The following is a 24,368-nucleotide window of genomic DNA, read 5'->3' as shown; positions in this document are numbered from 1 at the left end:
CATGCCGGGAGCGCGCATGCAGATGATCGTGGTGATGAAGTTGACCGCGCCGAGGATGGTGCCGAAGCCGGAGAACGCCAGACCCATGATCCACATATCCGCGCCGACGCCCGGCGAGCGGACCGCGTCCGACAGCGGGGAGTAGGCGAACCAGCCGAAGTCGGCCGCGCCCTGCGGGGTGAGGAAACCGCCGACCGCGATGGTCGAGCCGAACAGGTACAGCCAGTAGGCGAACATGTTCAGCCGCGGGAACGCCACGTCCGGCGCGCCGATCTGCAGCGGCATGATCCAGTTGGCGAAGCCGGCGAACAGCGGCGTCGCGAACATCAGCAGCATGATCGTGCCGTGCATCGTGAACGCCTGGTTGAACTGCTCGTTCGACATGATCTGCAGACCCGGCCGGGCCAGCTCGGCGCGCATGAACAGCGCCATCACGCCACCGACGCAGAAGAACGCGAACGACGTGACCAGGTACAGCGTGCCGATCGTCTTGTGGTCAGTGGTCGTCAGCCACTTGATGCTCTTGACGGTGCTCTTGACGTTGAGGTCTCTCACGCCCCGCCTGTGTCCGCGCCCCGCCCGGACGTCACACTTCGGGGATGCGAGGTGGATCACGCCGGACGCCTGTGACGATCGGGCGGGTGCCGGACACAGGCGGGACATGAGCGACGACGAGACGTTCGCCGCTGCCTATCGCGAGCACTACTGGGCGGTCAGCCGCTATGTCGCGCGGCGGCTGGGCGGGCGGACGAGCGAGGTGGAGGAGGTGGTGGCGGAGGTGTTCACGATCGCCTGGCGCCGCCGGGCCGACCTGCCGCCGAGCCCGCTGCCCTGGCTGTACGGCGTGGCGCGCAACTGCCTGTCCAACACCGTGCGCGGCCAGGGACGCCTGCGGCGGCTCGTCGCCCGGCTGGGCAACGACGACACCGCGCACGGCCGGCACGTCACGGCGGGCCCCGACGCCGACACCCCGGGCGGCTGGGTGCACGAGGCGCTCGCCCGGCTGTCCCCGGCCGACCAGGAGGTGCTGCGGCTGACGGCCTGGGAGGAACTCGGTATCGAGGAGGTCGCCGTCGCCCTCGGCTGCGGACAGCGGGCCGCGTCGATGCGGCTGCACCGGGCGCGGGGCCGGCTGAGAGCCGAGATAGACCGGATGCGCCCCGAAGCCGCGACCAGTGGGACAGCCGCGAAGGAGCACCACCATGGCTGACGAACTCGAACTCCTGCGCCGCGCCGACCCCGTGCCGGCCGACCGCCCCCCCTTCGGTGACGGCCCGCTGGACCAGCGGGCCGAGCGGCACCTCGACCGGCTGCTGCACCGGCGCCCTCCGGTCAGCCGCGGGCGGCCGGGAACCCGCCGGCCACGGCTTCCGCACGGACCGGCCCACGGCCACCGGGCCCGGCTGGCCTGGGCTCTGGTGGCCGCTACGGTCGTCACGACCATCACGCTGACCCTCGTCGTCAGCAGTCCCGGCACGCCGCCCGCCGTCGCCGCGCCCCGCCCGCTGGTCGTCCGGGCCGACTCCACCCCCGTACCGCTGGACGTGCTGGCCGCGCGCGCAGACGCGGCCGCCGCCGACGGCCTGCCGCGCCTGACCAGGGGCACCCACGTGCAGTCCTGGAGCCTGGGCATGAGCGAGGACGAACCCCCGATCACCCTTCCCGAGGAGCGCGTCGTGCGCTGGCACGCCGACGCGAGCCACACGGAGCTCGTCGTGGCCACCGACCCGCGCCACCCCGGCCGGCCCGTCCTCAGCGACGCGGGCGAGGTCCCGCACCTGGTCGAGGACGGCCACGTCATCAGCCGGCAGACCTACCCGCCGAGCTGGAGCGACGCGCCGCCCGAGTCCCCGCCGCCGCGCGACGTCACGCGGCTGCGCGCCTACCTGCGCGAGGCCGCCTCCCTCCGCACCCGGCCGTCCACCCCCGAACTCCTCGACGCCGTCGGCGTCCTGCTCGACCACTGGACCCTCGGCGCCCGCGAGTCGGCGACGCTCGCCCGGCTCCTCGCGGACACCCCGGGACTGCGCCCCGCGGGCCAGGTCACCGACCGGCTCGGCCGGCGCGGGCAGGCGTACGTGTACGAGGGCGCAGGTTTCCGTCGTCTGCTGATCATGGACCCGGCCACCGGCGCGGTCCTCGGCCTGGAAGCCACCGTCACGAAGGCCGAGCCCGAGTTCGGCGTCGAAGCGGGCGACGTGGAGAGCTACAGCGCCTGGATGCGCTGAGCCCGTCCGCCCGGGGCCGCCCCGGTCACCCCGAGCTGCCGGCTCGCGGCCTCGACGGTCTGCTCCAGAAGGACGGCGATCGTCATCGGGCCGACGCCGCCCGGCACCGGGGTGATCAGCGAGGCCCGCTCGACGGCCGAGTCGAAGTCGACGTCGCCGACGTTCCCGGGGTTGTAGCCGGCGTCCACGACGACGGCGCCGGGCTTGACGTCCTGCCCCCGGACCAGCCGCGGCCGTCCCACGGCGGCGACCACGATGTCCGCCTCGCGCACCACCGCCGGGAGGTCCCGGGTCCGTGAGTGGCAGTACGTCACCGTCGCGTCGCGGGCCAGCAGCAGCATCCCGGCCGGCTTGCCGAGGATCGCGCTCCGCCCCACCACGACGGCTCGCTTCCCGGCCGGGTCCACGCCGTACGCGTCGAGCAGCCGCATGATGCCGCCGGGCGTGCACGACACGAAACCCGGCAGACCGAAGCTCATGGCCGCGAAGGAGGCGAAGGTGACCCCGTCGACGTCCTTCTCGGGCGCGATCGCCTCGAACGCGGCCCGCTCGTCGATGTGCGCGCCCATCGGATGCTGCAGCAGGATGCCGTGCACCCCGGGGTCCGCCGACAGGGACCGCAGCGCGCCGACCAGTTCGCCGGTGGTCGTGGCCGCCGGCAGTGTCACGTGCCGCGACTCGATACCGGCCGCGCGTGAGCGGTTCTGCTTCATCCGGACGTACGTCACCGACGCCGGGTCCTCGCCCACGAGCACCGTGGCGAGACAGGGCGTCGTGCCCGTCCGCAGGGTGAGGGCGGAGGCTCGCTCGGCGGTGTCCGCCACGAGGGTGCGGGCGAGCGCGGTGCCGTCCATGAGACGTGCCTGGGACATGATCCACTCCTGAGCTGGTGACGGATCGCCCAGGCGCACGGCATCGACTCTGCGCGGGCCGCTCCCCGGTGGTGCTCCACCTCAGCGCCAGTCACGGCCCGCCCCCAGCGTAGGCGCTCTCTCGCCACTCGGCCACGGCGCACCGTGAACCGGCCTGCTGCGGCGGGCGTTGGGACAGCGAAAGGCCGCAGCAGGCCGGCCGGGCGACCGAGGGCCCGCTCGGTTCGTGCGCTCACCCTCGGCGCGTGCGCCGGGTGGGGTGGCGGCCGGAGTGACCCCCTCGCAGGAGTGGGTGGAGGAGGAACGCGGAGAGCGGAAGGGCCGCCGCGGGGACTCCTTCGCGGCCGGGACGGGCGGGGCCTCCCAGCTCCGCCCGCGCCGAGAGGTCCAGGTCAACCGGGACGTGATCCGGACCCTCGGCAGCATCCTCCTACTCGTCCCATGCCTGGATCATGGTCTGTTGGACGATCTTGCCGTCGCGCAGCGACATCATCGACTCGGACAGGACACGGACCCCGTCCGGGTACAGGCAGGACTCGCTGAAGGCGGCACTGTCGCCCTGCACGACGCACTGCTCCATCTTGTGCGACATGTCGCGTCCGTAGATGTCCTCCAGCATCTTGCCGATCTCGGTACGGCCGTGCAGCACCATGGGCCGGCTCGGCTGGGTGTTGCGGTCCACGACACGGATCTCCGCGTCGTCCGCGTAGAGCGACAGAAGTGTCGCCGCAGTCTGTCCTTCGATGCCCCGGCGCAGGACTTCGCCGTCGAACCCGGGGCCTGCCGCGGTACCCATGTTGACCTCCTTCGAGGGGCCGCGGCCCGCTGAGGAGTCGGGCCGCGAAGGACCCCTCCTCCGAGACTCCTCCGCCCCGGACGGGTAGGCAAGCGCAGCCGGTCCCCTCCGCCTGACGAGTGAGCGGCAGGCGCTGCCCGTGTCCACGCGTGGCCCGCTCGCGTTGCTCAGTGCATGATCTCAACTCGCCGTATCGTCGCAGCCGTCGGTCTCGCCGCCGGTGTCACCGCGCTCGCCGCGCCGCTCGCGAACGCCGCCGTGCCGGCTCCGGCCACGGGCCGGCTCAACCCGATCACCGCGCTCGACTCGCTCGCCGTGAGCGGCCTCCCGGCCGAGCAGCGGGCCGCGGTCCCGCCGGTCTCCCAGCAGCTCGCCCAGCTCAACCAGGTCAACGGCCTGAAGGACCTGGGTCAGCTGCACCAGCTCACGGACCTGGTCGCACCGGTCACCGGGCTCCTTCCCGCCGTCGGCTAGCCGACGGGCGTCGCGCGCACCGAGGGCCGTCCCGGCCGGAATGTCGGGGCGGCCCTCGCCCGTGTGGGCGCCGGAGCCCGTCAGCCGGCCGTGGCCAGGAACTGCGTCGCCGCCAGTTCCGCGTACAGCGGGTCGGCGGCCACCAGTTCGCGATGCGTGCCGACCGCGCGGACGCGCCCCGCGTCCATCACGACGATCCGGTCGGCCATGGTCACCGTGGACAGCCGGTGGGCGACGACCAGGACGGTGGTCGTCCGCGCCACGTCGGCGACGGTGTCGCGCAGCGCCGCCTCGTTCACCGCGTCCAGCTGCGAGGTGGCCTCGTCGAGGAGCAGCAGCCGCGGGCGGCGCAGCAGGGCGCGGGCGATGGCCACACGCTGGCGCTCACCGCCCGACAGTTTGGTGCCGCGATGCCCGACCAGGGTGCCGAGGCCGGCGGGCAGCCGGGCCACCAGACCGTCGAGGCGGGTCGTCTTGAGCACCTCGGCGAGCGCGTCCTCGTCCGCGTCCGGGTTGCCGAGCAGCAGGTTGTCCCGCAGCGAGCCCGACAGGACCGGCGCGTCCTGCTCCACGTACCCGATCGCGGCCCGCAGGGCCGGCAGGTCCCAGTCCACGACGTCACGCCCGTCGAGCGTGATCGCCCCGGACTCCGGTTCGTAGAACCGCTCGATGAGGGAGAAGACGGTGGTCTTGCCCGCGCCGGACGGACCGACGAACGCCGTCATGCCCTGTGCCGGCACCTCGAACGTCACGCCGTGGTGGACGTACGGCAGGTCGTCGGCGTACCGGAAGCGGACGTCGGTGAAGGCGACGGCGGCGGGCGGCGCGCCGGGGGCGGGCAACCGGGCGGGCTCGCCCGCCGGTTCGGCGGGCAGGCGCAGCGCCTCCTGGATGCGGGACAGGGCCGCCGAGCCCGTCTGGTACTGCGTGATCGCGCCGACGACCTGCTGGATCGGCGACATCAGGTAGAAGACGTACAGCAGGAACGCGACCAGGGTGCCCACCTCGATCGCGCCGGTCGCGACCCGCGCCCCGCCCACCGCGAGCACCGTGATGAACGCGATCTGCATCGCCAGTCCCGCCGTGTTGCCCGCCGCCGCCGACCACTTGGCGGCACGCACGCTCTGCCGCCACGACTCCTCGGCGGCCGCGTGCAGGGTGCGCTCCTCCCGGTGCTCGGCCCCCGACGCCTTCACCGTGCGCAGCGCGCCGAGTATCCGCTCCAGCGAGGCACCCATCACCCCGACCGCGTCCTGCGCCCGCCGGCTCGCCCGGTTGATGCGCGGCACGATCACGCCGAGCACCGTCCCCGCGCCCAGGATCACCGCCAGCGTGACCCCGAGCAGCACGGGGTCGACCAGCCCCATCATGACCACCGTCGCGACCAGCGTGAGTCCGCCGGTGCCGAGGCCGACCAGCGAGTCGGTGGTGACCTCGCGCAGCAGGGTGGTGTCGGAGGTGATGCGCGCCATCAGGTCGCCCGGCTCGCTGCGGTCCACGGCCGGGACGCGCAGCCGCAGCAGGTACGAGGACAGGGCGCGCCGCGCGCCGAGCACCACCGACTCCGCGGTGCGCCGCAGCACGTACGAACCGACGCCGCCGAGCGCCGCGTTGGTGATCACCAGGCCCGACATGACGAGCAACGCGCCGGTGATGGCGCGGTCGTGGGACAGGTCGTCGATCAACTCCCGTGCCACCAGCGGCAGCAGCAGTCCGGTGGCCCCGGTGACGAGGGAGAGCAGCGCGCCGGTGAGCAGCGCCCACCGGTGCGGTCGTACGTAGCCGAGGAGCAGTCGCCAGGGCGGCGGGCCGGTCTCCGTCTGTGCGATGCTCACGACGCTCCTTCGGACCGCGGGTCGGGCGGAGCCCCCAGGCTACGTCGCCGCACCCGCCCGGACGCGGGCCGGTACGGCCCTTCCCCACCCTCGGCCCGTGTCCCGACCGGTGACACGAGGAAGCCGGCCGCGGGTGCGTTCCGTGCCCTTACCGATCAGTCACGCGTAGGGTCGCCACGAGGGACTTCGGCCGACGAAAGGGTTCAGCACGATGGCGCAGGAAGTACGCGGCGTGATCGCACCGGGTAAGGACGAACCGGTCCGGATCGAGACGATCGTCGTGCCCGATCCGGGGCCCGGTGAGGCCGTGGTGAAGGTGCAGGCCTGCGGGGTCTGTCATACGGATCTGCACTACAAGCAGGGCGGCATCAACGACGAGTTCCCCTTCCTGCTCGGCCATGAGGCGGCGGGCGTCGTGGAGTCGGTCGGCGAGGGCGTCACGGACGTGGCGCCGGGCGACTTCGTGATCCTCAACTGGCGTGCGGTGTGCGGGCACTGCCGGGCCTGTCTGCGGGGACGCCCGTGGTACTGCTTCGACACCCACAACGCCTCGCAGCGGATGACCCTGACCGACGGCACCGAGCTGTCCCCGGCCCTCGGTATCGGCGCGTTCGCGGAGAAGACCCTGGTCGCCGCCGGGCAGTGCACCAAGGTCGACGCGTCGGTGGCCCCGCAGGTGGCGGGGCTCCTGGGCTGCGGCGTGATGGCGGGCATCGGGGCCGCCATCAACACCGGCAACGTGGGCCGGGGCGACACGGTCGCGGTGATCGGCTGCGGCGGTGTGGGCGACGCGGCGATCGCCGGGTCGGCCCTGGCCGGCGCCGCGAGGATCATCGCCGTCGACATCGACGACCGTAAACTCGCCACCGCCCGCACCATGGGCGCCACCCACACCGTCAACTCGCGCGAGAACGACCCGGTCGCGGCCATCCAGGAACTGACCGGCGGCTTCGGCGCCGACGTCGTGATCGAGGCGGTCGGCCGCCCCGAGACCTACCGGCAGGCGTTCTACGCCCGTGACCTGGCCGGCACCGTCGTCCTGGTCGGGGTGCCCACCCCGGAGATGAAGCTGGAGCTTCCGCTCCTGGACGTGTTCGGGCGCGGCGGGTCCCTGAAGTCGTCCTGGTACGGCGACTGTCTGCCCAGCCGGGACTTCCCGATGCTGATCGACCTGCACCTCCAGGGGCGCCTGGATCTCGGGGCCTTCGTCACCGAGACGATCCGACTCGACCAGGTGGAGCAGGCGTTCGAGCGGATGCACCACGGTGACGTGCTGCGCTCGGTGGTGGTGCTGTGATGGCCGCCCGCATCGAACGCCTCGTCACCTCGGGCCGGTTCACGCTCGACGGCGGCAGCTGGGACGTCGACAACAACGTCTGGCTGGTCGGCGACGACCACGAGGTGGTGGTGATCGACGCCGCGCACGACGCCGACGCCATCGCCGAGGCGGTGGGGGACCGGCGGCTGACGGCCATCGTGTGCACCCACGCCCACAACGACCACATCGACGCGGCCCCCGCTCTCGCCGACCGCACCGGTGCCACCATCTGGCTGCACCAGGACGACCTGCCGCTGTGGAAGCAGACCCATCCCGGCCGCGAGCCCGACGCCTGGCTGCTCGACGGCCAGGTCCTCGAGGCCGCCGGCGCCGACCTGCGGGTCCTGCACACCCCCGGGCACGCGCCCGGCGCGGTCTGCCTCTACGACCCGGGGCTCGGGACCGTCTTCACCGGGGACACCCTCTTCCAGGGCGGCCCGGGCGCCACCGGCCGCTCCTTCTCCCACTTCCCGACGATCGTCGAGTCGATCCGCACGCGGCTGCTGGAGCTGCCGGCGGAGACGAAGGTGCTCACCGGGCACGGCGAGCCGACCACCATCGGCGCCGAGGCACCGCACCTGGAGGAGTGGATCGCCCGCGGCCACTGACCCCGGGGCGCCGGTGACCGCGGTCCGCCGCCGGGCGGCGCGCCCGGCCGGGTGATCCCCCGCGGCAGGGCGAGGGCCGCCGCCAAAAGACGACAGGAGATGTCCGGTTGACCCGTCACCCTCGGAGGGACAGCGCAGCCGAGGGCCGGGAGGCCGGACATGTCACGACCGTTCGAGGACAGGGTCGCCCTGGTGGCCGGGGCCACCCGCGGAGCCGGCCGGGGCATCGCCGTGGAGCTGGGGGCGGCCGGAGCCACCGTCTACGTCACCGGACGCTCCACCCGCGCGCGGCGCTCGGAGTACGACCGCCCCGAGACCGTCGAGGACACCGCCGACCTGGTCACCGAGGCCGGCGGCCACGGCATCGCCGTCCCCACCGACCACCTCGACCCGGCGCAGGTCCGCACCCTGGTGGACCGCGTCGCCGCGGAGCAGGGCCGCCTGGACGTCCTCGTCAACGACATCTGGGGCGGCGAGACCCTCTTCGAGTGGGACAGCACGGTGTGGGAGCACGACCTCGACAAGGGGCTCCGGCTGCTGCGGCTCGCGGTCGAGACGCACGCGATCACCAGCCACCACGCCCTGCCGCTGCTGCTGCGCCGGCCCGGCGGCCTGGTGGTCGAGATGACCGACGGCACCGCCGAGTACAACCGCGAGACCTACCGCGTCTCCTTCTTCTACGACCTCGCCAAGGCGTCCGTCCTGCGGATGGCCTTCGCCCTCGGCCACGAACTCGGACCGCGCGGGGCCACCGCGGTCGCGCTGACCCCGGGCTGGCTGCGCTCGGAGATGATGCTCGACACGTTCGGGGTGCGGGAGGACAACTGGCGGGACGCGCTGGGACACGTCCCGCACTTCGCGATCTCCGAGACTCCGCGCTACGTCGGCCGGGCCGTCGCCGCACTGGCCGCCGACCCCGACCGGGCCCGCTGGAACGGCGCGTCCCTCTCCAGCGGCTCACTCGCGCGGGAGTACGGCTTCACGGACCTCGACGGCAGCCGCCCCGACGCCTGGCGCTACATGGTCGAGGTCCAGGACAAGGGCCGGCCGGCGGACGTGACCGGCTATCGGTGAGAGCGGGCGGGACGGGCCGCGCCCGGGGCAGTGGTCCGGGCCCGCGGTCCGGGCGCGCGCGGGGTCCCGCAGGGGCGGGTGGCGACGGTGGCCGAGCCGGCGGCGAACCGGGCGAGGGCGCCCTCGGCGCCGGCTCCCCGGGCCGGCAGAGCGGCGGGGGCCGGTGCCTCACCGAGCCGGGCGACGGGCCGCTCGGCGAGGCCCGCCGGCTCCGCGGCGGCGAAGTCGCGTGCGGGCCGCGGGAGTTCGGGGAGCCGGGAGAGATCGTCGGCGGGTGGGCGGTGCATGAGCGGCAGCGTAGGCGGGCCGGCCGGCCCCACGCCCGGTCCACTCGCGGGGAACCGGCCCCTTGACCGCGGTCTGGGACGGCGCCCGAAGAGTGCGTACTGTGGCGGTCGTTGCCGTGGGGCATCGAATGTCACCGTTCGGTCGCAGCGCGCCCGGCGCTACAACCGGGTGGGCCGGTGACCTGTCTAGGTGACAGAGGTCGCAGACCGGACCGACAGCGTCGTAGAAGGGAATTGGCTCACCATGGGGGACATACGCAGGCGGGGAGCCGTCGTACTGGGGATCACCGGACTGGTGGCACCGCTCACACTCGCGCTCGGCACCGCTCCGGCCCAGGCCGCGAGCTGCACCACGGCGGCCGGGCCGTACCAGAAGCAGGTGGAGAAGTTCCTCGGCCGGCCGGTCGACGGAAAGCAGTCCGCCGCCGACTGCACCGCCATCCGCGCCTTCCAGAACAAGCACGGCATCACGCCGAACATCGGCTACGCGGGTCCGGTCACCTGGGGCGTGATGGACCTGATGAACAAGCAGAAGGCCGTCGGGAGCAACCCGAACAGAGACGGCAAGTGCCCGGTCAACAAGGGCCGGATCGCCTGCGTCAACCTCACACTCCAGCTCAGTTGGGTCCAGGACGGCAGTCGGCTCGTCTACGGCCCGGTGCCGGTGCGCACCGGCCGTAACGGCTACGAGACCCGGACCGGCCTGAAGAAGATCTACTGGCGGGACATCGACCACGTCTCGAACATCTACAACGTGCCGATGCCCTACAGCCAGTTCTTCGACGGCGGCCAGGCCTTCCACTCGGTCGGCCTCAGCATGTGGAACCCGCCGGGCTCGCACGGCTGCGTCAACATGACCACCACCACCGCCAAGAAGTACTGGTCGCTCCTGAAGAACGGCGACGACGTCTTCGTGTACGGCCGCAAGCCGGGCACCTGAGGAAGCCGAGGCACCCGGCCCGCCGGGTGTCACAGCGCGGGCGCGTCCCCGAAGTCCGGGATGTCCAGCCTCGCCCCGCCCTGCCGCGCCGAGTCGTGCGCGACGATGCCGGGCAGGGTGTAGCGGGCGGCCACCCAGGCGTTGACGGACGGCAGCGTCCGGGTGGTGACCGCGGTCACGAAGTCGTCCACCAGGAAGTGGTGGCTGCCCTCGTGACCGTTGTGCAGCTCGTCGAACTCGCGGGGCAGCCGCGCCCGGTCGTGCACCGGCGCCGAGCCGGACGTGAAGGCGGCCCGCAGTTCCGGCGCGATGTGCTGGAGCGAGGGGTCGGACGGCGCCATCGTGGGCTTGGGCTCGAGGAGTTCGCTGATGTCCTTCACCCCCTTCTTGTCCTGCCACAGCGCCACCGTGGCCAGCTGCTCCATGCTCGCCTCCGTGCCGAAGAAGCGGAAGCGTGACTCCCGGATGTGGGAGGGGTAGCCGACCCGCCGGAACTCGTTGGTACGGAACGAGCCGCCGCCGGCGACCTCGAACAGCGCGCTCGCGTTGGAGAAGTCGTTGCCGAACTGGCTGACGTCCTTGTCGAAGACGCCGTCACCGCGCTCGTCGACCACCCCGATCGCCGACACGCTCACCGCGTGCGTCTGCCAGGCGCCGAGCACCCCGCCCACCGAGTGCGTCGGGTAGAGCAGCGGGGGATAGCTGGCGGTCGCCTTCCAGTTCTCGCCGCCGCTGTACTGGTAGGCGTCGTAGAAGCCCAGGTCCATGTCGTGGACGTAGTCGCCCTCGGCGTAGAAGATCCGCCCGAAGGCGCCCTCGGCGATCTGGTTGCGGGCGTGCACGGTCGCCGGGTTGTACTGGCTGGTCTCGCCCATCATGTACGTCAGGCCGGTCGCCCGGACCTTGTCGATGATCGCCGCGATCTCCTCGGTGGTGACCGCCATGGGGACCGCGGAGTAGACGTGCTTGCCGGCGTCGAGACCCTGGAGCACCAGCGGCCCGTGCGTCCAGCGCTGGGTGAAGATCGCGACCGCGTCGACCGTGTCGGACGCCAGCATGGCCTCGTACGAGGGGAACGTTCCCGCGAGTCCCTGGGCGGCGACGAGCCGTTCGGCCCGCTCCGGCAGCAGGTCGGTGACGTACACCTCGCCCACGCCGGGATGGGCCTGGAACAGGGTGGCGAACTGTCCGGAGAACTGGCCGGCGCCGACGATGCCGAGCGTGAATGTCATGGAACGCGAGTCCTTCACTGGTCGAGTACCGGGTACGCGGCCGGTGCGGCCGCGATGCCGTCGGGCGTGGCCGGAGGGCGATGCCGCCTACTTACTTTTGTTGCGGAACAATCCAGCCGTCAAGAGGTCGGCGCAGATCTTCTCGGACGGGTTTCCGCGCCGATGAGTGGCGCCGTTCCTTTTACAGTGAAAGAAAACATGTGGGAGTCTGACCTCCATGACCGCAGCCGCCGCCAGCTGGCTTCCGCTGAGCCGCCAGGAGCGCTCCGTGGCGATCGAGGTGCTCGTCCACGGGCCGCTGTCCCGTACCGACCTCGCCCGCCGGCTGCTCCTGTCCCCGGGCAGCCTCACCCGGCTGACCAAACCGCTGATCGAGTCCGGCCTGCTGGTCGAGGTCCCGGAGGCGGGCACCACCCCGCCGGAGACCCGCCAGGGCCGCCCCTCGCAGCCGCTCGACGTCGTCGCCGACTCCCGCTCCTTCATCGGCTTCAAGATCACTCAGGACCGGGTCTACGCCGTGGTCACCACCCTCAGGAGCGACATCGTCGCCCGGCGCGAGAGGCCGCTCGCCACCCACGACCCGGCCCGGGTCGCCGACCTGCTCGCGGAGATGGCCGCCGAACTCGCCGGCGCCCACCCGCGCCCGGCCGGTATCGGCATCGGGGTCGGCGGCCTGGTCGAGGGCCGTGCCGTCGTGGGGGAGTCGCCGTTCCTGCTGTGGCGGGACGTGCCCCTGGCCGAACTCGTCGAGGAGCGCACCGGCCTGCCGGTCGTCGTGGAGAACGACGTCGCGGCCTTCGTGGAGGCCGAGACCTGGTTCGGCGCCGGGCGCGGACTCGACCGTTTCGTCGTCCTCACCATCGGCGCCGGACTCGGCTACGGACTGGTTCTGGGCGGCCGGCGGGTGCCCTGCGCCGAGGAGGACCGGGGCTTCGGCCGGCACTGGATCCTCCAGCCCGACGGCCCCCTCACCCCCGACGGCGAGCGGGGCAGCGCCGTCTCCCTGCTGACCATCCCCAGCATCCGCTACCAGATCCGGGCCGCCACCGGCCACGATGTGAGCTACGAGGAGATCCTCGCGCACGCCGCCGACGGTGAACCCATGTCCTCCCGCGTGGTGGAGGAGGCGGCCCGCGCGCTGGGCACGCTGATCGCCCACATCGCCAACTTCGCCATGCCGCAGAAGATCCTGCTGGCCGGAGAGGGGGTCGGTCTGATGGACGTGGCCGGCGGGACGGTGGCCGACACCCTGCGCTCCCACCGCCACCCCATGGCGGCGCCGGTCGACCTGGAGACCAAGGTCTCCGACTTCCACGACTGGGCCCGCGGCGCCGCCGTACTGGCCATCCGTGTTCTGGTCCTGGGTAATGCCGAGGTGTGAACCGCGTTACATACCTTGACAGATGACGTGATCAGCAACACGGTCCGTTATGTCCGTATCGCTCCTACTTACTCACATCGCCTTCACCCGTCGCGCCGTATGCTTCACAGCATGTCCACCACTGTTGAACCCGCCTCCGATCGCTCGGCAGACGAGGTCAACGAGGAGATCAGGGCCCTGTGGCGCCGGTCGGGCGGGACACTGAGCGGCGAGCAGCGTGAGGAGTACCGACGCCTCGTCCTTGAGTGGGCCGCCGCCATGCACCGGCCGGTGCACGCGGCCTGAACGGCCCGAATCCCACCGGAATCCGGCCCGCCGTCCCGGTGCCCGCCACCGGACCGGTCCTCTCCTCGCACTGGCCCCGCGTCCCCCGCGACCCACAGACCGTCGGCCTCGCCGGCGGTCTTCGTCGTGTCCGGTCCCGGCCGGCCGTCCCGCTCAGCCCCAAGTCGTCGAGTAGTGGCGGCGGTAGGCCTTGCGGTCCTGTTCCGCGCGGATGAACCGGGTGGCCACCAGGGCGACCAGACTGCCCGCGAGGACCAGCAGACCAGGCCCGATGTTCCGGGGATCGGTGAGCCGCGACAGCAGCGTCGACGCCTCGGCGCCCCCGGTCACCGTCGCCGACGAGCCGGGCGAGGCGGCGCCGGGGGCGATGGCGCTGTGCGTCGCGGACGCGGCCGGCGCCGGAGCCGCGCTCTGGCCGGCCCCCGACCCGGCCTGCGCCGACACGATCATCCGGACCCCGAGCGCGGACAGCGCCTTCGTCACCGGCTGGAAGAAGGTCGTGCCGCCGGTCGTGCAGTCGCCGCTTCCGCCGGAGGTGACCCCGAGGGCGACCCCCTCGGAGAACATCGGCCCGCCGCTGTCGCCGGGTTCGGCGCACACGTTCGTCTCGATCAGGCCGGTGACCGTGCCCTCCGGGTAGTTCACCGTCGCGTTGAGTCCCGTCACCTGCCCGTTGCGCAGCCCGCTCGTGCTGCCGCTGCGGAACACCCGCTGGCCCACCGTCGGGTCGGCCACGCCGGTGATCCGCACGCCCTTGCCGCCGCCGACCGCGACCACGTCGGCGCCGTCGCCCGCCTTGCCGCTCGCGTACTGCACCAGGGACCAGTCGTTGCCGGGGAAGCTCTGCTGGACCGTCCGGCCGATCTGCCGGGTGCCCTGGTTGTCCGAGAACCAGATCGAACCGGAGGGCCCGCAGTGCCCGGCGGTGAGGATGAAGTCGGACTGCCCGTTCGTCACGTTGAACCCCGCCGAGCAGCGTCCGCCGGTCGACAGGATCGGCTGCGCGCCGTTGACCCGGGTCGTGAAGGAGCCCTTGACGCGTTCCGTGCGGACGAAGCTGCCGATGCCGTCCGCGACCCGGGTCATGCCGGACCAGTCCGAGGCCGAGACCGAACTGTCCGCCTGGACCACCACCCGGTTGGTCCTGTAGTCCATGACCCACGCCGTCCCCGCCACCCGGGGCGCGGAACGCAGCGTCGACGCGGCCGACTTGAGCTCGTTCATGCTGTGGGGGACCAGCTTCGCCTCGGCGCCCGCCCGGCGGACCTCGGCGGCCGCGCCCTCGTCGGTGACCGCCACGACCGGCCGCCCGTCGGCGCCGAGCCAGGTGCCCGCGGTGCGGGAGGTGCCGAGCTTCGAGACGAGACCGGTGCCCATGTCCGCCGAGGACTGCGCGAAGGTGCGGGGCGCGGTGGTGGCGGACGGTTCGCTCGCCACGGCCCGTGTGACCATGGCCCCTCCCAGAAGGAGTCCGCCGACGGCCGCCAGCCGTGTCACTCGCCGGACGACCCGTCGTCGTGCGTGCCTCATGCATGGCTCCCGAACCCGAACGCGCGGTGTCAACACCGCGGGGCCCTCCGGTCGTTGAGCGCCCTCCTCCCTTACGCGGCGCGGGGTGCCCGCGTTCAGCGTGCGGGTGAACTCCTCGCCTCCGGTTCGGGTGTCCGGCCCTGCGGCAGCGCGGTGGGATGCGGGGCGCGGCCCCGTGAGCCCGGCCTGATCCGGACGGCAGACCCTAGACTGGTCGTCATGGACGACACCCAGCTGGAGCGGCTCGGCACGGGCAAGTACCTGCTGATCACCAGCTACCGCAAGAACGGCACCCCCGTCTCCACCCCGGTGTGGGTGGTGCGCGACGGCGAGGCGCTGGGCGTCTGGACCGTCGCGGACTCCGGGAAGGTCAAGCGGATCAGGGCTCGCGGTGACGTCCTCGCGGGCCCCTGTGACGTGCGGGGCAATCCGACCGGCGACCAGCTGCCGGCCACGGCCGAGCTCGTCGACCAGGCCACCGCCGACCGCTACCGGCGGCTCCTCGCCGCCAAGTACGGGCTCACCGGCCGCCTGATCCTGTTCGGCAGCAGACTGCGCCGGGGCAGGAAGGGAACCGTGGGTGTCCGGGTGACCCTCACGCCCTGAGCGGACGGGCCGGCGATCGGCGCGGCCCCCGGCGCGGTCAGGTCCAGGCGCGGTACGGCTCGTCGAGGAGCTGGAAGACCGGCTCGCCCCGGACCGGGTCCTTCGCGGTGGACAGGCGGACCCGGTCCCCGCTGTGGATGCCGATGGGCGGGCCGATGACGCGGCCGCGTACGACGAAACCCTCGGTCATCTCGATCAGGGACACGTTGCGGGCGGCGGGGGTGTTGCGGTGCACCGTGGTCGAGTGCCGGACCGTGCCCGTGCCCTCGCTGCGCTCCGTGCGCAGTTCGCTGCCCTGACAGACCGGGCAGAGCAGCCGGTGGTACATCGCGGTCCCGCACCAGGCGCAGCGCTGGAAGAGCATCGCGTCCGAGTCGGTGGTCCTGGGGTCGAGGAGGGCCGCCGCGAAGCCGGCCGTCTCCCGGACAACGCTTCCTGAGTGGTGGTACACGCTGGTCAACTCCCTGCGCTCGGCCCGGAATCCCGTGTGCGTGCCGCAGCCGCGCACGCACGTGCCCGGCTCACCGTGCCACCGTGCACGCCCACAGGGTATGGCACTCAGTGTCACGCGTAAAGGCACTCCGTACCCCCAAATCCCGCGCGTGGTCGGGATCCAGGGTCAGTCGCGGCCGAGCGTGGTCTCGATCTCCTGCACGACCCGCCACAGCGGGGCTCCGCGCCGGGAGACGACCACCACGACGTCCTCCGGCTGTTCGGCGGGCGCCGGCGGGGTGCCGAAGGCGGCCTGCACGTACCCCAGCGCGTGGTCCACCGTGAGGCTCGCGTCGTCCTGTCCGTCCGAGCGCAGCCAGGACCGCAGCGCGTTGTTGTGCGCGGCGACCACGGCCGCGGCGATCACGTCTGCCTGGAGGGTGCCGTCGCGCCGGTCCGCGAAGCGCCCGCGCAGATAGTGGGCGAGGGCGCGTTCGTAGCGCCACACCACCGACAGCTCGTAGGCCCGCAGGCCCGGCACCTTCTTGGTGAGCCGGTAGCGCTGCACGGAGAAGGTGGGGTTCTCGGCGTACATGCCGAGGACCAGCCGGGCCGCCTCGCAGACCCGCCGCACCGGCTCGTGCGTGTCGTCGCCGGCGGACAGGAAGGCCGTCATGTCGGCCAGGCACCGCTCGTGGTCGGGGAAGACCACGTCCTCCTTGGACGGGAAGTAGCGGAAGAACGACCGCCGTCCCACCCCGGCGAGCGCCACGATGTCGTCCACCGTGGTCTGCTCGTAGCCGCGCTCGGGGAACAGCTCGAAGGCCGCCGCCACCAGGGCGTCCCGCATCGGCGGCTTGGTGGCCGCGGCCTGTGCCTTCCGGCCCTCGCGGGGGGTCGCGCTGCTGGAGCTCATGCCCCGGAACGTAGCACCCGGCCGGGACCGATGGCACTCAGTGCGCACCTCGGGGGAACTGAGTGCACTCGGCCCGCCCGCCGCCCGCGCCGACCAGGCGTGGTCCGGCCCGGGACCGCCGCATACGATCGGCGTCCCGCCGCCGAGGAGAGCCGCATGCCGTCCGTACGACCCCGTGTCCTGTACGTCACCGACCTCGCGTATCCGGCGCGCGGCCGCCGCTACGGCGACGAGGACGTCTTCCTGACCGCCCGCCTCCGCGAGGACTTCGACCTCGCGCTGTGCCATCCGCGGGACACGGTGGCCCTGATGGACGGCTTCGACGCCGTCGTGGTCCGCAACAGCGGCCCCGTCCTCGGCTACCAGGCCGCCTACGACGCCTTCCGGGCGCGTGCCGCCGAGCGCGGCACGCGGGTCTACAACCCGCTGACCGGCCGCGCCGACATGGCCGGCAAGCAGTACCTGCTGGAGCTGAGCGCCGCCGGGCACCCCGTCATCCCCACCGTGGACCGTCCGCAGGACGTGCGCCTCCTGCCCGGCGCGGACGCCTACGTCGTCAAGCCGAAGTTCGGCGCCGACTCGGCCGGCCTGCGGATCGTGTCCGCCGACCGGGCGCGCGAACTGGCCGACGGGACCGTCCTGGTGCAGCCGCGCGTCGACTTCCTCCACGAGGTCTCCTTCTACTTCGTCGACCACGACTTCCAGTACGCCCTCCGCGCCCCGCACCCCGACCGGCGCTGGCAGCTGGAGACCTACGAACCCTCCCGTGCCGACCTGGAGTTCGCCCGCGGGTTCATCGAATGGAACGGCCTCGGCCACGGCATCCAGCGCGTCGACGCCTGCCTGGCCCCCGACGGCCGGCTCCTGCTGGTCGAGTTGGAGGACCTCAACCCGTACCTGTCCCTGGACGCGCTGGACGAGCCGCGCCGGGACGCGTTCGTCGACGCGCTGAGGGCGTCCCTGCACCGGTTTCTGACGGGTCCGGCCGTGGGCTGAACCCCGGCGGCGCCGGCCACGTATCACTCCGCGGGGAACCACGCAGACCCTGCGCACGGGGTCGGAAGGAGACCAGCGTGCCGACACGTCCCGACCGGGAGCAGCCACAGGACAACCCGGTGCTCGAACCGATCCGCGTGCTGCGCCCGCGCCGCACCGACGCCCTGGCCGAGTTGTTCCGGGAGTTCGAGCAGGACGGCCTCACCTACGAGTCGGTGCCGCTGGACCCGCTGTCGCCGGGGGCCGAGGACGCCACGCAGGAACTGCCGCCCGTCACCGCCGGGCGCGCACGTCCCGCGCGAACCGGCCGCTCGACCGGCCGGGTCCGGGGCCGGCCGTACGCCGCCGCCGTGGCCGTGGTGGGCGCGGCGGCGCTGGTCGGCCTGGGCTGCGCGCTGCTGCTGTCCGGCCGCGGTGACGCCTCGGCCGCCCGGCCCCCGGCCGCCTCCGCGGTGCCCAGCCCGGCCGTCACGACCGCCCCGGCCGCCTCCGCCGCGGCCGACCCGGACGGCGCCGGCACCCTGCGCGAGGGGGACAGCGGCCCCGAGGTGAGCGACCTCGAGCAGCGTCTGCTGCGCATCCCCGACGTCTACAAGGACGGCGCCACCGACGGCCGTTACGACACCGTCCTGACCGAGGCGGTGGCCCGTTTCCAGCTCTGGTACGGCATCCGGGGCGACGAGAACGGCGTGTACGGCGACGACACCCGACTCGCGCTGGAGTCCCGCACCCAGGGCGACGGCTGATCGCCCCCGGTGCGCGGGCGACGCGGGCCGTGTCCTGCACGTCCTGCCCGTCCCACGCGTCGTGGCGTCACTCGGAGACGAGCGGCACCCTGATGTCGACGACACAGACGTCATCGCGTCGTTCGCCCTCCAGGACCGTGTTGAGCACCCGGTCCAGGGAGCCCGGCAGGGCCGTGTCGTGGGCCAGGGCGGCCGAGGCGAGACGCTCCAGACCGAGGTCGATGCGCTCCAGCGGGCGTTCGACCAGTCCGTCGGTGAACAGGATCAGCCGGTCTCCCGGCTGGAGGTGGCACTCCGCCTCCTCGTAGACCGGTGAGGCGTGGGCCCCGAGCAGTATCCCGCGCGGCCGGTCGAGATAGGTCGCCTTCCCCCCGCGCAGGAGCAGGGGCGGCAGATGGCCCGCCTGCGCCCACAGCAGCCGCCGTTCGGCCGCGTCGTAGCGGGCCAGCATCATGGTGGCGGAGCCGTGGGCGTCGTGGGAGTGCAGCAGCAGCGCGTTGAGCCGGTGCAGCGCGCCGGTCAGCGACGAGCCCGTGATGATCATGCCCTTGGCGGTGAAGCGGAGCTGGGCCATCGTGGCGACCGCGTCGATGCCGTGGCCGGCGACGTCACCGACGACGAACAGGGCGTCCCCCTGCGGCATTTCCATGGCGCTGAACCAGTCACCGCCGACATGCAGTCCCGACTGGGCCGGCAGATAGGCGACTTCGACGCGCAGTCCGGCGAGGCTCACCGGCCGGGTGGGCAGGGGGAGCAGCGCGTGCTGCAACCGGGCGGCCATGCTCCGCTCGGCGGTCAGCACGCCGTGCTGGGTGAGGATCGCCTGCTCGCTGCGGCGCAGGGCCAGTTCGGCGCTGCGCTGCGCGGTGAGGTCCTGGACGAAGCCGTGCACCTCGGCCGGTGTGCCGTGGACGTCCGCCACCGACTCGGCGACCGCCCGCAGATGCCGGATGCCGCCGCCCGCCGCGACCCGGAACGGCACGTCGAACGGCCGGCCCCGTTCGATGAGTTCCCGCACCGCCCGGGACAGCGCGGGCATGTCCTCCGCGACGGCCAGCCGGGGCAGGTCGGCGAGGGCGACCGGGCCGCTGTCCGGGCTCCGGGCGAGGATGGTGTAGACCTGCGACGACCAGCTGACCTCCTCGCCGACCAGGTTCCAGTTCGCCCAGCCGAGGTTGCCCAGCCGCTGCACGTCCGCCAGCCGCTGTTCCTGCCGGTCCGAGGATTCGTGCCGGATCCACGTGATCACCAGCCTGTCGGCGAGCCGGACCACCCGCACCGAGTAGGTGAACAGGTGCGCGGTCCCGGCCACGATCTCCTCGTAGGCGGACGGCTCGCCCTCGTAGGGTTCGCCGGTGCTCAGCGTACGCAGGCAGCCCCGCCACAACGACTCGCCCGCCATGTCCGGGAAACACTCCAGGACCAGCCGTCCGACCAGGTCGCGTCCGGTGCGGCCGGCGACGTCCACGGCCTCCGCGGTCGCCGCGGCGATGCGGTAGTCCTCGACCTCCCCGGAGGGGGCGCGCAGCGGCGTGACGAGCATCGCCGCGCTCGCCAGCGAGTCGAAGACCGTCTGGATGGCGCCCGCCAGCTCGCCGGGGTGCTCTTCCTGGCGGGCGGTGAGCGCGCGCAGCCGGCCGGCGCACAGCCGGGCGACGCCGCGCAGGAGTTGCCGGGTGCGCGGTGGGAACGTACCGCCGTGGGCGCGCATGATTCCGATGCAGACGTCGGTGGAGTCGCCCGTCAGGACGGGCAGCCAGGCCCGCGACAGCCAGCGGTCGGGCGGATCGCCGATGAGCAGGTACTGCTTCCGGTCCGCCTCGATGTCCTCCAGCCAGTGCGGCTCGCCCGTGCGCAGGGTGTCGAGTGCGGCGATCCCGCTGAGCGGCGGCACCCGCTGCCACTGAGCGGCCGTCGTGTCGTCGAGGCCGGCGTGACCGGTCAGGGCGAGCCCGCCGACGGGCAGCCGCGTGTAGATCATGACGGCGTCCGCCCCGGCCTCCGGCGCGAGGTGCTCCAGGAGGCACGCGGCGAGTTCCCGCGGGGTGGTGACGTGCACCAGTGCCCTGCCGAGCACCCCGAGCGCGGCGGAGTCGCCGGCCGGGTCCGGGGCCTCGACGTCGGCCGGCTCGGCCCCGGCCGTGTCCGTCCTGACCGTGTCCGCGCCGGTCAAGGCACTGTGCGGGGCCTCCACGTCGGCCGGCTCGACCTCGGCCGTCTCTACCCCAGCCGTGTCCGTCCTGACCGTGTCCACGCCGGTCAAGGCGCCGTGCGGGTCATCCGCGTCGGCCGACTCGGCCCCGACCGTGTCCGCCCCGGTCAAGGCGCCGTAGGGGGCCGCGCCGGGCGCCGGACGCGGTGCGTCGGTGACGGGCTGTGGCTCCGGTCCGGGGCGGTGCAGCGGGGGCATCAGGCCGCCGAGCGTGATCCAGCACTCCTCCAGCAGGGTGCGGTTGCCGACCTTCGCCCGCAGCAGCAGTTCCTCGCCGGCCGCGTCCGGGGAACAGCCGGTCAGCGCCATCACTACGCCCTTGGCCCGCTCAAGGACGGCCGAGGTCGCCACCTGCTCCCGCAGTCGATCCATCTCGGCACGCTGGCGCGCGACGACCCGGGCCAGTGCGGTCACGTCGGGTGCCGCGCCGGACTCCGCCGGGATGGATGGATGGCTCGTCACAAAACGAGCATTGCACACGGCGCCGCTCCGATCACGGGTCGATCCGCGGCGATCTCACGCCGGCACGGGTGAGCGGCGAGGTGTCGTCGCGCGAGGGCCCCGGCGGTCCGGCCGCCGGGGCCCCGCCGGGCACCCCGGGGTCAGTGGTCCGGCGGCCGGTACAGCCACTGCCGGAACAGGCGGCTGAGCCGGGGCATGACCAGGTAGGTCAGGGTGGGCAGCAGCAGGACCGGGAAGACGGCGGCGCGCAGGGGCAGCGGCCAGGCGGCGGTGCGAGGAGTGAGCAGCCACTGGACGAGAAGGGTGAAGGGGTAGGCGGCGAGGAACGTGGTGAGCACCATCTTCCAGCGCGGCGGCGGCCGCACGGTGGTGCCGGGCAGGCCGAACCAGGTCTCCATCCCGGTCGTCGACTGCCGTTCACTGCCGATCTCGGTGGCGATGTCCTCGATCCGCGCGTGCCACTCGGCCCGCTCCGGCGACTCCAGCCAGGTGGTGAGACGGTGGGCGTCGCAGAAGCGCAGTACCGCGTGGAAGCGGTGGCCGTCCTCCGGCCGCAGCCAGGAGACGCCCTCACTGCCGGGGAAGCGACGGACGCAGCGGGTGATGCCGTGCGTCCACTCCTCGAACTCCTGCTCCCGGCCGGGGCGCACCCGCCAGGTCAGCACCGTGGTCACCGGTTCGCCCCGCCGCACGTGAGTGGTGGTCATGCTCACCACGTGTGCCACGGGCGGCGCGGGTCATGCCTGCCGAGGCCCAGGACGACAGTTCAGGACGGCAGCTCAGACATCTCATGTCGCTGGCGGGTCGACGGCGCGGGGTCAGCGCCCCAGGTTGTGTTCGGCCAGCGCCCGGCTCACCGCGCGGACACTGCGGGCGATGTGCTGCAACTGGAGGACCTCGGCCGCGTACAGCTTGATGGTGTGCTCGATGACCGACTCCGGAAGACCGAGCCCGGGCAGGTCCGCCCGCGCCGTCTGCAGAGCGGTCCGCGCGACCCGGATCTCCTGCTGCACCTGGAGCTGGGCGTGGCGGGCCAGCAGCACCGGGTGGCGGATCAGGGCCGGGTAGCTGGCGTAACGGGCCGGCACCAGCTCGCGCAGCCACTTGGCGGCCGAACGCTCCCAGTCGTAGCTGCCGGGAATCTTGACCTGGCACGGCCAGTCCTGGGTGATGCGCGTGGTCGTCAGGGTCATGGTCATCGCTTCCGGGGTGTACGGCGTCGAGCGGGGTGGTCCGACGGGGTTGGGCGGCCCCGGTCTAGGGGATGACCGGGGCCGCCATGGGCCTCGCGCAGGCGAGGCCCGACCGAACACCCTGGGCGCCGACGCGGGTAGGAGACGGCGGCTTCGGGTGTTCGTACAGGAGCCCGGAAGGGAGGGACGGGGCCCGCGCGGCGGTGGGAGCTGCGTGCGCATGGGCGGACCGTCGGCTTTCTCCGGGCGGATGCGGGGTGTGAGGACGGGGGTGCGGAAGGCGTCCCGGAGCGGCCGGGGCGTGATCCGTGAGCAGTATTTATATATGCCGAGCCGTTTGCAAGACGTATGAAAACATTCATGCGTGATTGATGATGACTTGTCCAGCGGCGAACCGTTTGGCCGGACTGGTCAGTCGCGCAGGAAGAACTGGTGCTGCTCGGAGATCTGCTCGTAGTCCTCCAGCCGAGCCTGGGTGCGCTCCGGGTCGGCGTCGGTCATGGCCTGCAGCAACGCGCCGGCCATCACCCCGGGGGCGGCGTAGGAGTCGAAGACCAGGCGGGATCCGGTGCCGGTGGCGAAGACGACGTCCGCCTCGTCGGCGACCGCGCCGAGCGCCAGGTCGGTGATCAGGGCCACGCGCAGTCCGGCGCCGCGCGCCACCCGCAGCGCGGTGAGGGTCTCCTGCGCGTGCCGGGGCATGGAGAACGCCAGCACCCAGGTGCCGCCGGCCTCGCGCGACTGGAGCAGGGCGTCGTAGGCGACACTCCCGCCCTGCGTCACCAGCCGTACGTCGGGGTGGATCCGGCGGGCCGCGTAGGCGAAGTACTCGGCGAGGGAGACGGAGATACGCAGTCCGAGGACGGTCAGCGGGGTCGACAGGGACAGCTGGCGGCCGGTGTCGATGACCTGGTCGGGGTTGGCGAAGTCCCGCCGCAGGTTCTCCAGGTTCTCCATCTCGGCGTCCACCGCCGCCTGGAGTTCGTTGCTGCCGTTCTCCTCGGTCGCCCCGGGGCCGCCCGCGAGGGTGCCGAGCGCGATGGACTGGAGCTTCTCCCGCAGCGCGGGGTAGCCGCTGAAGCCGACGGCCGCGGCGAACCGGGTCACCGAGGGCTGGCTGACACCGACGCGTTCCGCGAGATCGGTGATCGACAGGAAGGCCGCCTCGGTGATGTGCTCGATCAGGTACTGCGCGATGCGCCGTTGGCCCGGCGACAGCCGTGGCCGGTCGAAGAGCGTCCTGAGCTGGGAGGCAGGAGCGGCCTCCGCCTCCGGCGCGGTCTTCCCCGAGGTGATCGATGACGCCTGTGCGCGTGCCTGTTGCGACGATGGCAACGACGCGCCTCCTTTGTCTCCCACGGGAAGTCAACATAGCCCACGCCACCGGCGTGACCAGGGGTTGTGGCGGATCGTCCGACGGCCCGCGCGGCGGGTGCGGATATCCGCCCGCGGACTGGGAACCCGCCTCTGCGGCGACGGGGACGCCGTCCGGAGCGTCCCGGCACACGACACCAGATCTCTCGGCAGGTGAGACGGAATGAGCGCACTGAGCGCGCTGGAACAGGCCCTCGAACAACGGTGGGACTCGCTGTGGGCGCGGGTCTGCGGCAGGGGACCCGTGGAACTCGTCGACGCCCTGCGGCGCGAGTGCGACCGTCACGCCGTCGTGTGCAGCGGGAGCCTCATCGTCGTGCCCAACGCCTACGACATCGAACTCGCCGACGGGGTGCACGACGAACTCACGCGCCATGACAGCCAAGTGGGCCAGGCCCTCACCGACAGCCTGGCCCGGCACGGCGAACGCAAGGGCTACGAGTGGGCGGGCCCGCTCACGGTGCACCTCACCAGGTCCCCGGACGTGCCCAACGGCCGCTACCGGGTGGCCAGCAGCGTGATGGCGCACGTGAGCGCGGAGGCGTTCCAGCAGGCCACGCGGTAGAGGGCC

26 protein-coding genes and 1 riboswitch are annotated in these 24,368 nt (G+C 72.8%); of the genes, 13 read left to right on the top strand and 13 right to left on the bottom strand.

Annotated features, from left to right (window positions below; all coding sequences use genetic code 11):
• The coding region (locus tag ABZT03_RS20080; RefSeq protein WP_356041121.1) for a cbb3-type cytochrome c oxidase subunit I at positions 1 to 555 on the bottom strand (555 nt) is incomplete at its 3' end.
• Positions 556 to 661: 106 nt separating this feature from the next.
• Between ABZT03_RS20080 and ABZT03_RS20075 the strand changes: the two genes are divergently transcribed.
• Entirely contained in the window at positions 662 to 1,210 is a 549-nt protein-coding gene (locus tag ABZT03_RS20075; protein ID WP_356041119.1) for a sigma-70 family RNA polymerase sigma factor, read from the top strand.
• Complete coding sequence (locus tag ABZT03_RS20070) at positions 1,203 to 2,228, top strand: CU044_5270 family protein (protein ID WP_356041117.1); 1,026 nt, start codon at positions 1,203 to 1,205, stop codon at positions 2,226 to 2,228. Before ABZT03_RS20075 ends, ABZT03_RS20070 begins: the two co-directional genes overlap by 8 nt.
• On the opposite strand, the gene ABZT03_RS20065 is transcribed toward ABZT03_RS20070, so the two are convergent.
• Positions 2,207 to 3,100 (bottom strand): bifunctional 5,10-methylenetetrahydrofolate dehydrogenase/5,10-methenyltetrahydrofolate cyclohydrolase, encoded by an 894-nt coding sequence (locus tag ABZT03_RS20065; RefSeq protein ID WP_356041115.1) that lies wholly within the window; start codon positions 3,098 to 3,100, stop codon positions 2,207 to 2,209. The two genes, ABZT03_RS20070 and ABZT03_RS20065, sit on opposite strands and share 22 nt — an antisense overlap.
• 20 nt (positions 3,101 to 3,120) lie before the next feature.
• Positions 3,121 to 3,205, bottom strand: a riboswitch (ZMP/ZTP riboswitch).
• A gap of 325 nt (positions 3,206 to 3,530) precedes the next feature.
• Complete coding sequence (locus ABZT03_RS20060; RefSeq protein WP_356041114.1) at positions 3,531 to 3,896, bottom strand: nuclear transport factor 2 family protein; 366 nt, start codon at positions 3,894 to 3,896, stop codon at positions 3,531 to 3,533.
• A gap of 174 nt (positions 3,897 to 4,070) precedes the next feature.
• On the opposite strand from ABZT03_RS20060, the gene ABZT03_RS20055 reads away from it, so the two are divergent.
• Positions 4,071 to 4,370 (top strand): hypothetical protein, encoded by a 300-nt coding sequence (locus tag ABZT03_RS20055; protein ID WP_356041112.1) that lies wholly within the window; start codon positions 4,071 to 4,073, stop codon positions 4,368 to 4,370.
• 80 nt (positions 4,371 to 4,450) lie between these two features.
• Here ABZT03_RS20055 and ABZT03_RS20050 read toward each other — a convergent pair whose 3' ends face one another.
• Positions 4,451 to 6,205: an ABC transporter ATP-binding protein gene (locus ABZT03_RS20050; RefSeq protein ID WP_356041110.1), complete on the bottom strand. Its 1,755-nt coding sequence runs from the start codon at positions 6,203 to 6,205 to the stop codon at positions 4,451 to 4,453.
• A gap of 211 nt (positions 6,206 to 6,416) precedes the next feature.
• Here ABZT03_RS20050 and ABZT03_RS20045 point away from each other — a divergent pair, with 211 nt between their 5' ends.
• The 3 genes from ABZT03_RS20045 to ABZT03_RS20035 all read left to right on the top strand — a co-directional run bounded on the left by ABZT03_RS20045 (position 6,417) and on the right by ABZT03_RS20035 (position 9,205).
• Complete coding sequence (locus ABZT03_RS20045) at positions 6,417 to 7,502, top strand: S-(hydroxymethyl)mycothiol dehydrogenase (RefSeq protein ID WP_356041108.1); 1,086 nt, start codon at positions 6,417 to 6,419, stop codon at positions 7,500 to 7,502.
• On the top strand, positions 7,502 to 8,131 hold the full coding sequence (locus ABZT03_RS20040; RefSeq protein ID WP_356041106.1) for an MBL fold metallo-hydrolase: 630 nt from the start codon (positions 7,502 to 7,504) through the stop codon (positions 8,129 to 8,131). Before ABZT03_RS20045 ends, ABZT03_RS20040 begins: the two co-directional genes overlap by 1 nt.
• A gap of 159 nt (positions 8,132 to 8,290) precedes the next feature.
• A complete protein-coding gene (locus ABZT03_RS20035; RefSeq protein WP_356041104.1) occupies positions 8,291 to 9,205 on the top strand; it encodes an SDR family oxidoreductase in 915 nt (304 codons plus the stop codon).
• Here the strand turns inward: ABZT03_RS20035 and ABZT03_RS20030 are convergent.
• Positions 9,196 to 9,492 (bottom strand): hypothetical protein, encoded by a 297-nt coding sequence (locus tag ABZT03_RS20030; RefSeq protein WP_356041102.1) that lies wholly within the window; start codon positions 9,490 to 9,492, stop codon positions 9,196 to 9,198. The genes ABZT03_RS20035 and ABZT03_RS20030 overlap by 10 nt on opposite strands.
• Before the next feature lie 244 nt (positions 9,493 to 9,736).
• On the opposite strand from ABZT03_RS20030, the gene ABZT03_RS20025 reads away from it, so the two are divergent.
• A complete protein-coding gene (locus ABZT03_RS20025; protein WP_356041100.1) occupies positions 9,737 to 10,432 on the top strand; it encodes a L,D-transpeptidase in 696 nt (231 codons plus the stop codon).
• A 29-nt stretch (positions 10,433 to 10,461) separates the two neighbouring features.
• On the opposite strand, the gene ABZT03_RS20020 is transcribed toward ABZT03_RS20025, so the two are convergent.
• Entirely contained in the window at positions 10,462 to 11,664 is a 1,203-nt protein-coding gene (locus tag ABZT03_RS20020) for a Gfo/Idh/MocA family oxidoreductase (protein ID WP_356041098.1), read from the bottom strand.
• A gap of 217 nt (positions 11,665 to 11,881) precedes the next feature.
• Here ABZT03_RS20020 and ABZT03_RS20015 point away from each other — a divergent pair, with 217 nt between their 5' ends.
• Both ABZT03_RS20015 and ABZT03_RS20010 read left to right on the top strand, forming a co-directional pair.
• Positions 11,882 to 13,045: an ROK family transcriptional regulator gene (locus tag ABZT03_RS20015; RefSeq protein ID WP_356041096.1), complete on the top strand. Its 1,164-nt coding sequence runs from the start codon at positions 11,882 to 11,884 to the stop codon at positions 13,043 to 13,045.
• Between the two features lie 99 nt (positions 13,046 to 13,144).
• Complete coding sequence (locus tag ABZT03_RS20010) at positions 13,145 to 13,330, top strand: hypothetical protein (protein WP_356041094.1); 186 nt, start codon at positions 13,145 to 13,147, stop codon at positions 13,328 to 13,330.
• Between the two features lie 153 nt (positions 13,331 to 13,483).
• Here the strand turns inward: ABZT03_RS20010 and ABZT03_RS20005 are convergent, their stop codons facing one another.
• A complete protein-coding gene (locus tag ABZT03_RS20005; protein WP_356041092.1) occupies positions 13,484 to 14,860 on the bottom strand; it encodes a S1 family peptidase in 1,377 nt (458 codons plus the stop codon).
• Positions 14,861 to 15,079: 219 nt separating this feature from the next.
• Between ABZT03_RS20005 and ABZT03_RS20000 the strand changes: the two genes are divergently transcribed.
• The gene (locus ABZT03_RS20000; RefSeq protein WP_356041090.1) at positions 15,080 to 15,466 is read left to right on the top strand and encodes a PPOX class F420-dependent oxidoreductase; all 387 of its coding nucleotides are present in this window, start codon (positions 15,080 to 15,082) and stop codon (positions 15,464 to 15,466) included.
• A 37-nt stretch (positions 15,467 to 15,503) separates the two neighbouring features.
• Here the strand turns inward: ABZT03_RS20000 and ABZT03_RS19995 are convergent, their stop codons facing one another.
• Together ABZT03_RS19995 and ABZT03_RS19990 are read right to left on the bottom strand one after the other, a co-directional pair.
• Positions 15,504 to 15,917, bottom strand: coding sequence for a hypothetical protein (locus ABZT03_RS19995; protein WP_356041088.1), 414 nt, complete (start codon positions 15,915 to 15,917; stop codon positions 15,504 to 15,506).
• Positions 15,918 to 16,085: 168 nt separating this feature from the next.
• Positions 16,086 to 16,814 (bottom strand): TetR family transcriptional regulator, encoded by a 729-nt coding sequence (locus ABZT03_RS19990; protein ID WP_356041086.1) that lies wholly within the window; start codon positions 16,812 to 16,814, stop codon positions 16,086 to 16,088.
• Positions 16,815 to 16,970: 156 nt separating this feature from the next.
• Here ABZT03_RS19990 and ABZT03_RS19985 point away from each other — a divergent pair, with 156 nt between their 5' ends.
• Positions 16,971 to 17,810 carry a hypothetical protein gene (locus ABZT03_RS19985; RefSeq protein ID WP_356041084.1) on the top strand — a complete coding sequence of 280 codons (840 nt, stop codon included), beginning with the start codon at positions 16,971 to 16,973 and terminating at the stop codon, positions 17,808 to 17,810.
• Positions 17,811 to 17,887: 77 nt separating this feature from the next.
• Positions 17,888 to 18,556 (top strand): peptidoglycan-binding domain-containing protein, encoded by a 669-nt coding sequence (locus tag ABZT03_RS19980; protein WP_356041082.1) that lies wholly within the window; start codon positions 17,888 to 17,890, stop codon positions 18,554 to 18,556.
• 67 nt (positions 18,557 to 18,623) lie between these two features.
• Here the strand turns inward: ABZT03_RS19980 and ABZT03_RS19975 are convergent, their stop codons facing one another.
• The 4 genes from ABZT03_RS19975 to ABZT03_RS19960 all read right to left on the bottom strand — a co-directional run bounded on the left by ABZT03_RS19975 (position 18,624) and on the right by ABZT03_RS19960 (position 23,758).
• Entirely contained in the window at positions 18,624 to 21,140 is a 2,517-nt protein-coding gene (locus tag ABZT03_RS19975) for a SpoIIE family protein phosphatase (RefSeq protein ID WP_356041128.1), read from the bottom strand.
• A 230-nt stretch (positions 21,141 to 21,370) separates the two neighbouring features.
• The gene (locus tag ABZT03_RS19970; protein WP_356041080.1) at positions 21,371 to 21,937 is read right to left on the bottom strand and encodes an antibiotic biosynthesis monooxygenase; all 567 of its coding nucleotides are present in this window, start codon (positions 21,935 to 21,937) and stop codon (positions 21,371 to 21,373) included.
• A 111-nt stretch (positions 21,938 to 22,048) separates the two neighbouring features.
• Positions 22,049 to 22,429, bottom strand: coding sequence for a hypothetical protein (locus ABZT03_RS19965; protein WP_356041078.1), 381 nt, complete (start codon positions 22,427 to 22,429; stop codon positions 22,049 to 22,051).
• 405 nt (positions 22,430 to 22,834) lie between these two features.
• Positions 22,835 to 23,758, bottom strand: a complete 924-nt coding sequence (locus tag ABZT03_RS19960; protein WP_356041076.1) for a MurR/RpiR family transcriptional regulator — start codon at positions 23,756 to 23,758, stop codon at positions 22,835 to 22,837.
• A gap of 202 nt (positions 23,759 to 23,960) precedes the next feature.
• Here ABZT03_RS19960 and ABZT03_RS19955 point away from each other — a divergent pair, with 202 nt between their 5' ends.
• Positions 23,961 to 24,362 carry a DUF3662 domain-containing protein gene (locus ABZT03_RS19955; protein WP_356041074.1) on the top strand — a complete coding sequence of 134 codons (402 nt, stop codon included), beginning with the start codon at positions 23,961 to 23,963 and terminating at the stop codon, positions 24,360 to 24,362.
• Positions 24,363 to 24,368: the final 6 nt, after the last annotated feature.

It is taken from the genome of Streptomyces sp. NPDC005574 (assembly GCF_040605435.1).
GTDB lineage: Bacteria > Actinomycetota > Actinomycetes > Streptomycetales > Streptomycetaceae > Streptomyces.
Note: the sequence above shows the minus strand (reverse complement) of the source record. Positions and strands in the feature narration are given on the sequence as shown.

Coding starts and splice junctions, on each gene's coding strand:
- ABZT03_RS20075 (WP_356041119.1), top strand. CDS start 662: ATGAGCGACGACGAGACGTTCGCCGCTGCCTATCGCGAGCACTACTGG.
- ABZT03_RS20070 (WP_356041117.1), top strand. CDS start 1,203: ATGGCTGACGAACTCGAACTCCTGCGCCGCGCCGACCCCGTGCCGGCC.
- ABZT03_RS20065 (WP_356041115.1), bottom strand. CDS start 3,100: ATGTCCCAGGCACGTCTCATGGACGGCACCGCGCTCGCCCGCACCCTC.
- ABZT03_RS20060 (WP_356041114.1), bottom strand. CDS start 3,896: ATGGGTACCGCGGCAGGCCCCGGGTTCGACGGCGAAGTCCTGCGCCGG.
- ABZT03_RS20055 (WP_356041112.1), top strand. CDS start 4,071: ATGATCTCAACTCGCCGTATCGTCGCAGCCGTCGGTCTCGCCGCCGGT.
- ABZT03_RS20045 (WP_356041108.1), top strand. CDS start 6,417: ATGGCGCAGGAAGTACGCGGCGTGATCGCACCGGGTAAGGACGAACCG.
- ABZT03_RS20040 (WP_356041106.1), top strand. CDS start 7,502: ATGGCCGCCCGCATCGAACGCCTCGTCACCTCGGGCCGGTTCACGCTC.
- ABZT03_RS20035 (WP_356041104.1), top strand. CDS start 8,291: ATGTCACGACCGTTCGAGGACAGGGTCGCCCTGGTGGCCGGGGCCACC.
- ABZT03_RS20030 (WP_356041102.1), bottom strand. CDS start 9,492: ATGCACCGCCCACCCGCCGACGATCTCTCCCGGCTCCCCGAACTCCCG.
- ABZT03_RS20025 (WP_356041100.1), top strand. CDS start 9,737: ATGGGGGACATACGCAGGCGGGGAGCCGTCGTACTGGGGATCACCGGA.
- ABZT03_RS20020 (WP_356041098.1), bottom strand. CDS start 11,664: ATGACATTCACGCTCGGCATCGTCGGCGCCGGCCAGTTCTCCGGACAG.
- ABZT03_RS20015 (WP_356041096.1), top strand. CDS start 11,882: ATGACCGCAGCCGCCGCCAGCTGGCTTCCGCTGAGCCGCCAGGAGCGC.
- ABZT03_RS20010 (WP_356041094.1), top strand. CDS start 13,145: ATGCTTCACAGCATGTCCACCACTGTTGAACCCGCCTCCGATCGCTCG.
- ABZT03_RS20005 (WP_356041092.1), bottom strand. CDS start 14,860: ATGAGGCACGCACGACGACGGGTCGTCCGGCGAGTGACACGGCTGGCG.
- ABZT03_RS20000 (WP_356041090.1), top strand. CDS start 15,080: ATGGACGACACCCAGCTGGAGCGGCTCGGCACGGGCAAGTACCTGCTG.
- ABZT03_RS19990 (WP_356041086.1), bottom strand. CDS start 16,814: ATGAGCTCCAGCAGCGCGACCCCCCGCGAGGGCCGGAAGGCACAGGCC.
- ABZT03_RS19985 (WP_356041084.1), top strand. CDS start 16,971: ATGCCGTCCGTACGACCCCGTGTCCTGTACGTCACCGACCTCGCGTAT.
- ABZT03_RS19975 (WP_356041128.1), bottom strand. CDS start 21,140: ATGGATCGACTGCGGGAGCAGGTGGCGACCTCGGCCGTCCTTGAGCGG.
- ABZT03_RS19970 (WP_356041080.1), bottom strand. CDS start 21,937: ATGACCACCACTCACGTGCGGCGGGGCGAACCGGTGACCACGGTGCTG.
- ABZT03_RS19965 (WP_356041078.1), bottom strand. CDS start 22,429: ATGACCATGACCCTGACGACCACGCGCATCACCCAGGACTGGCCGTGC.
- ABZT03_RS19955 (WP_356041074.1), top strand. CDS start 23,961: ATGAGCGCACTGAGCGCGCTGGAACAGGCCCTCGAACAACGGTGGGAC.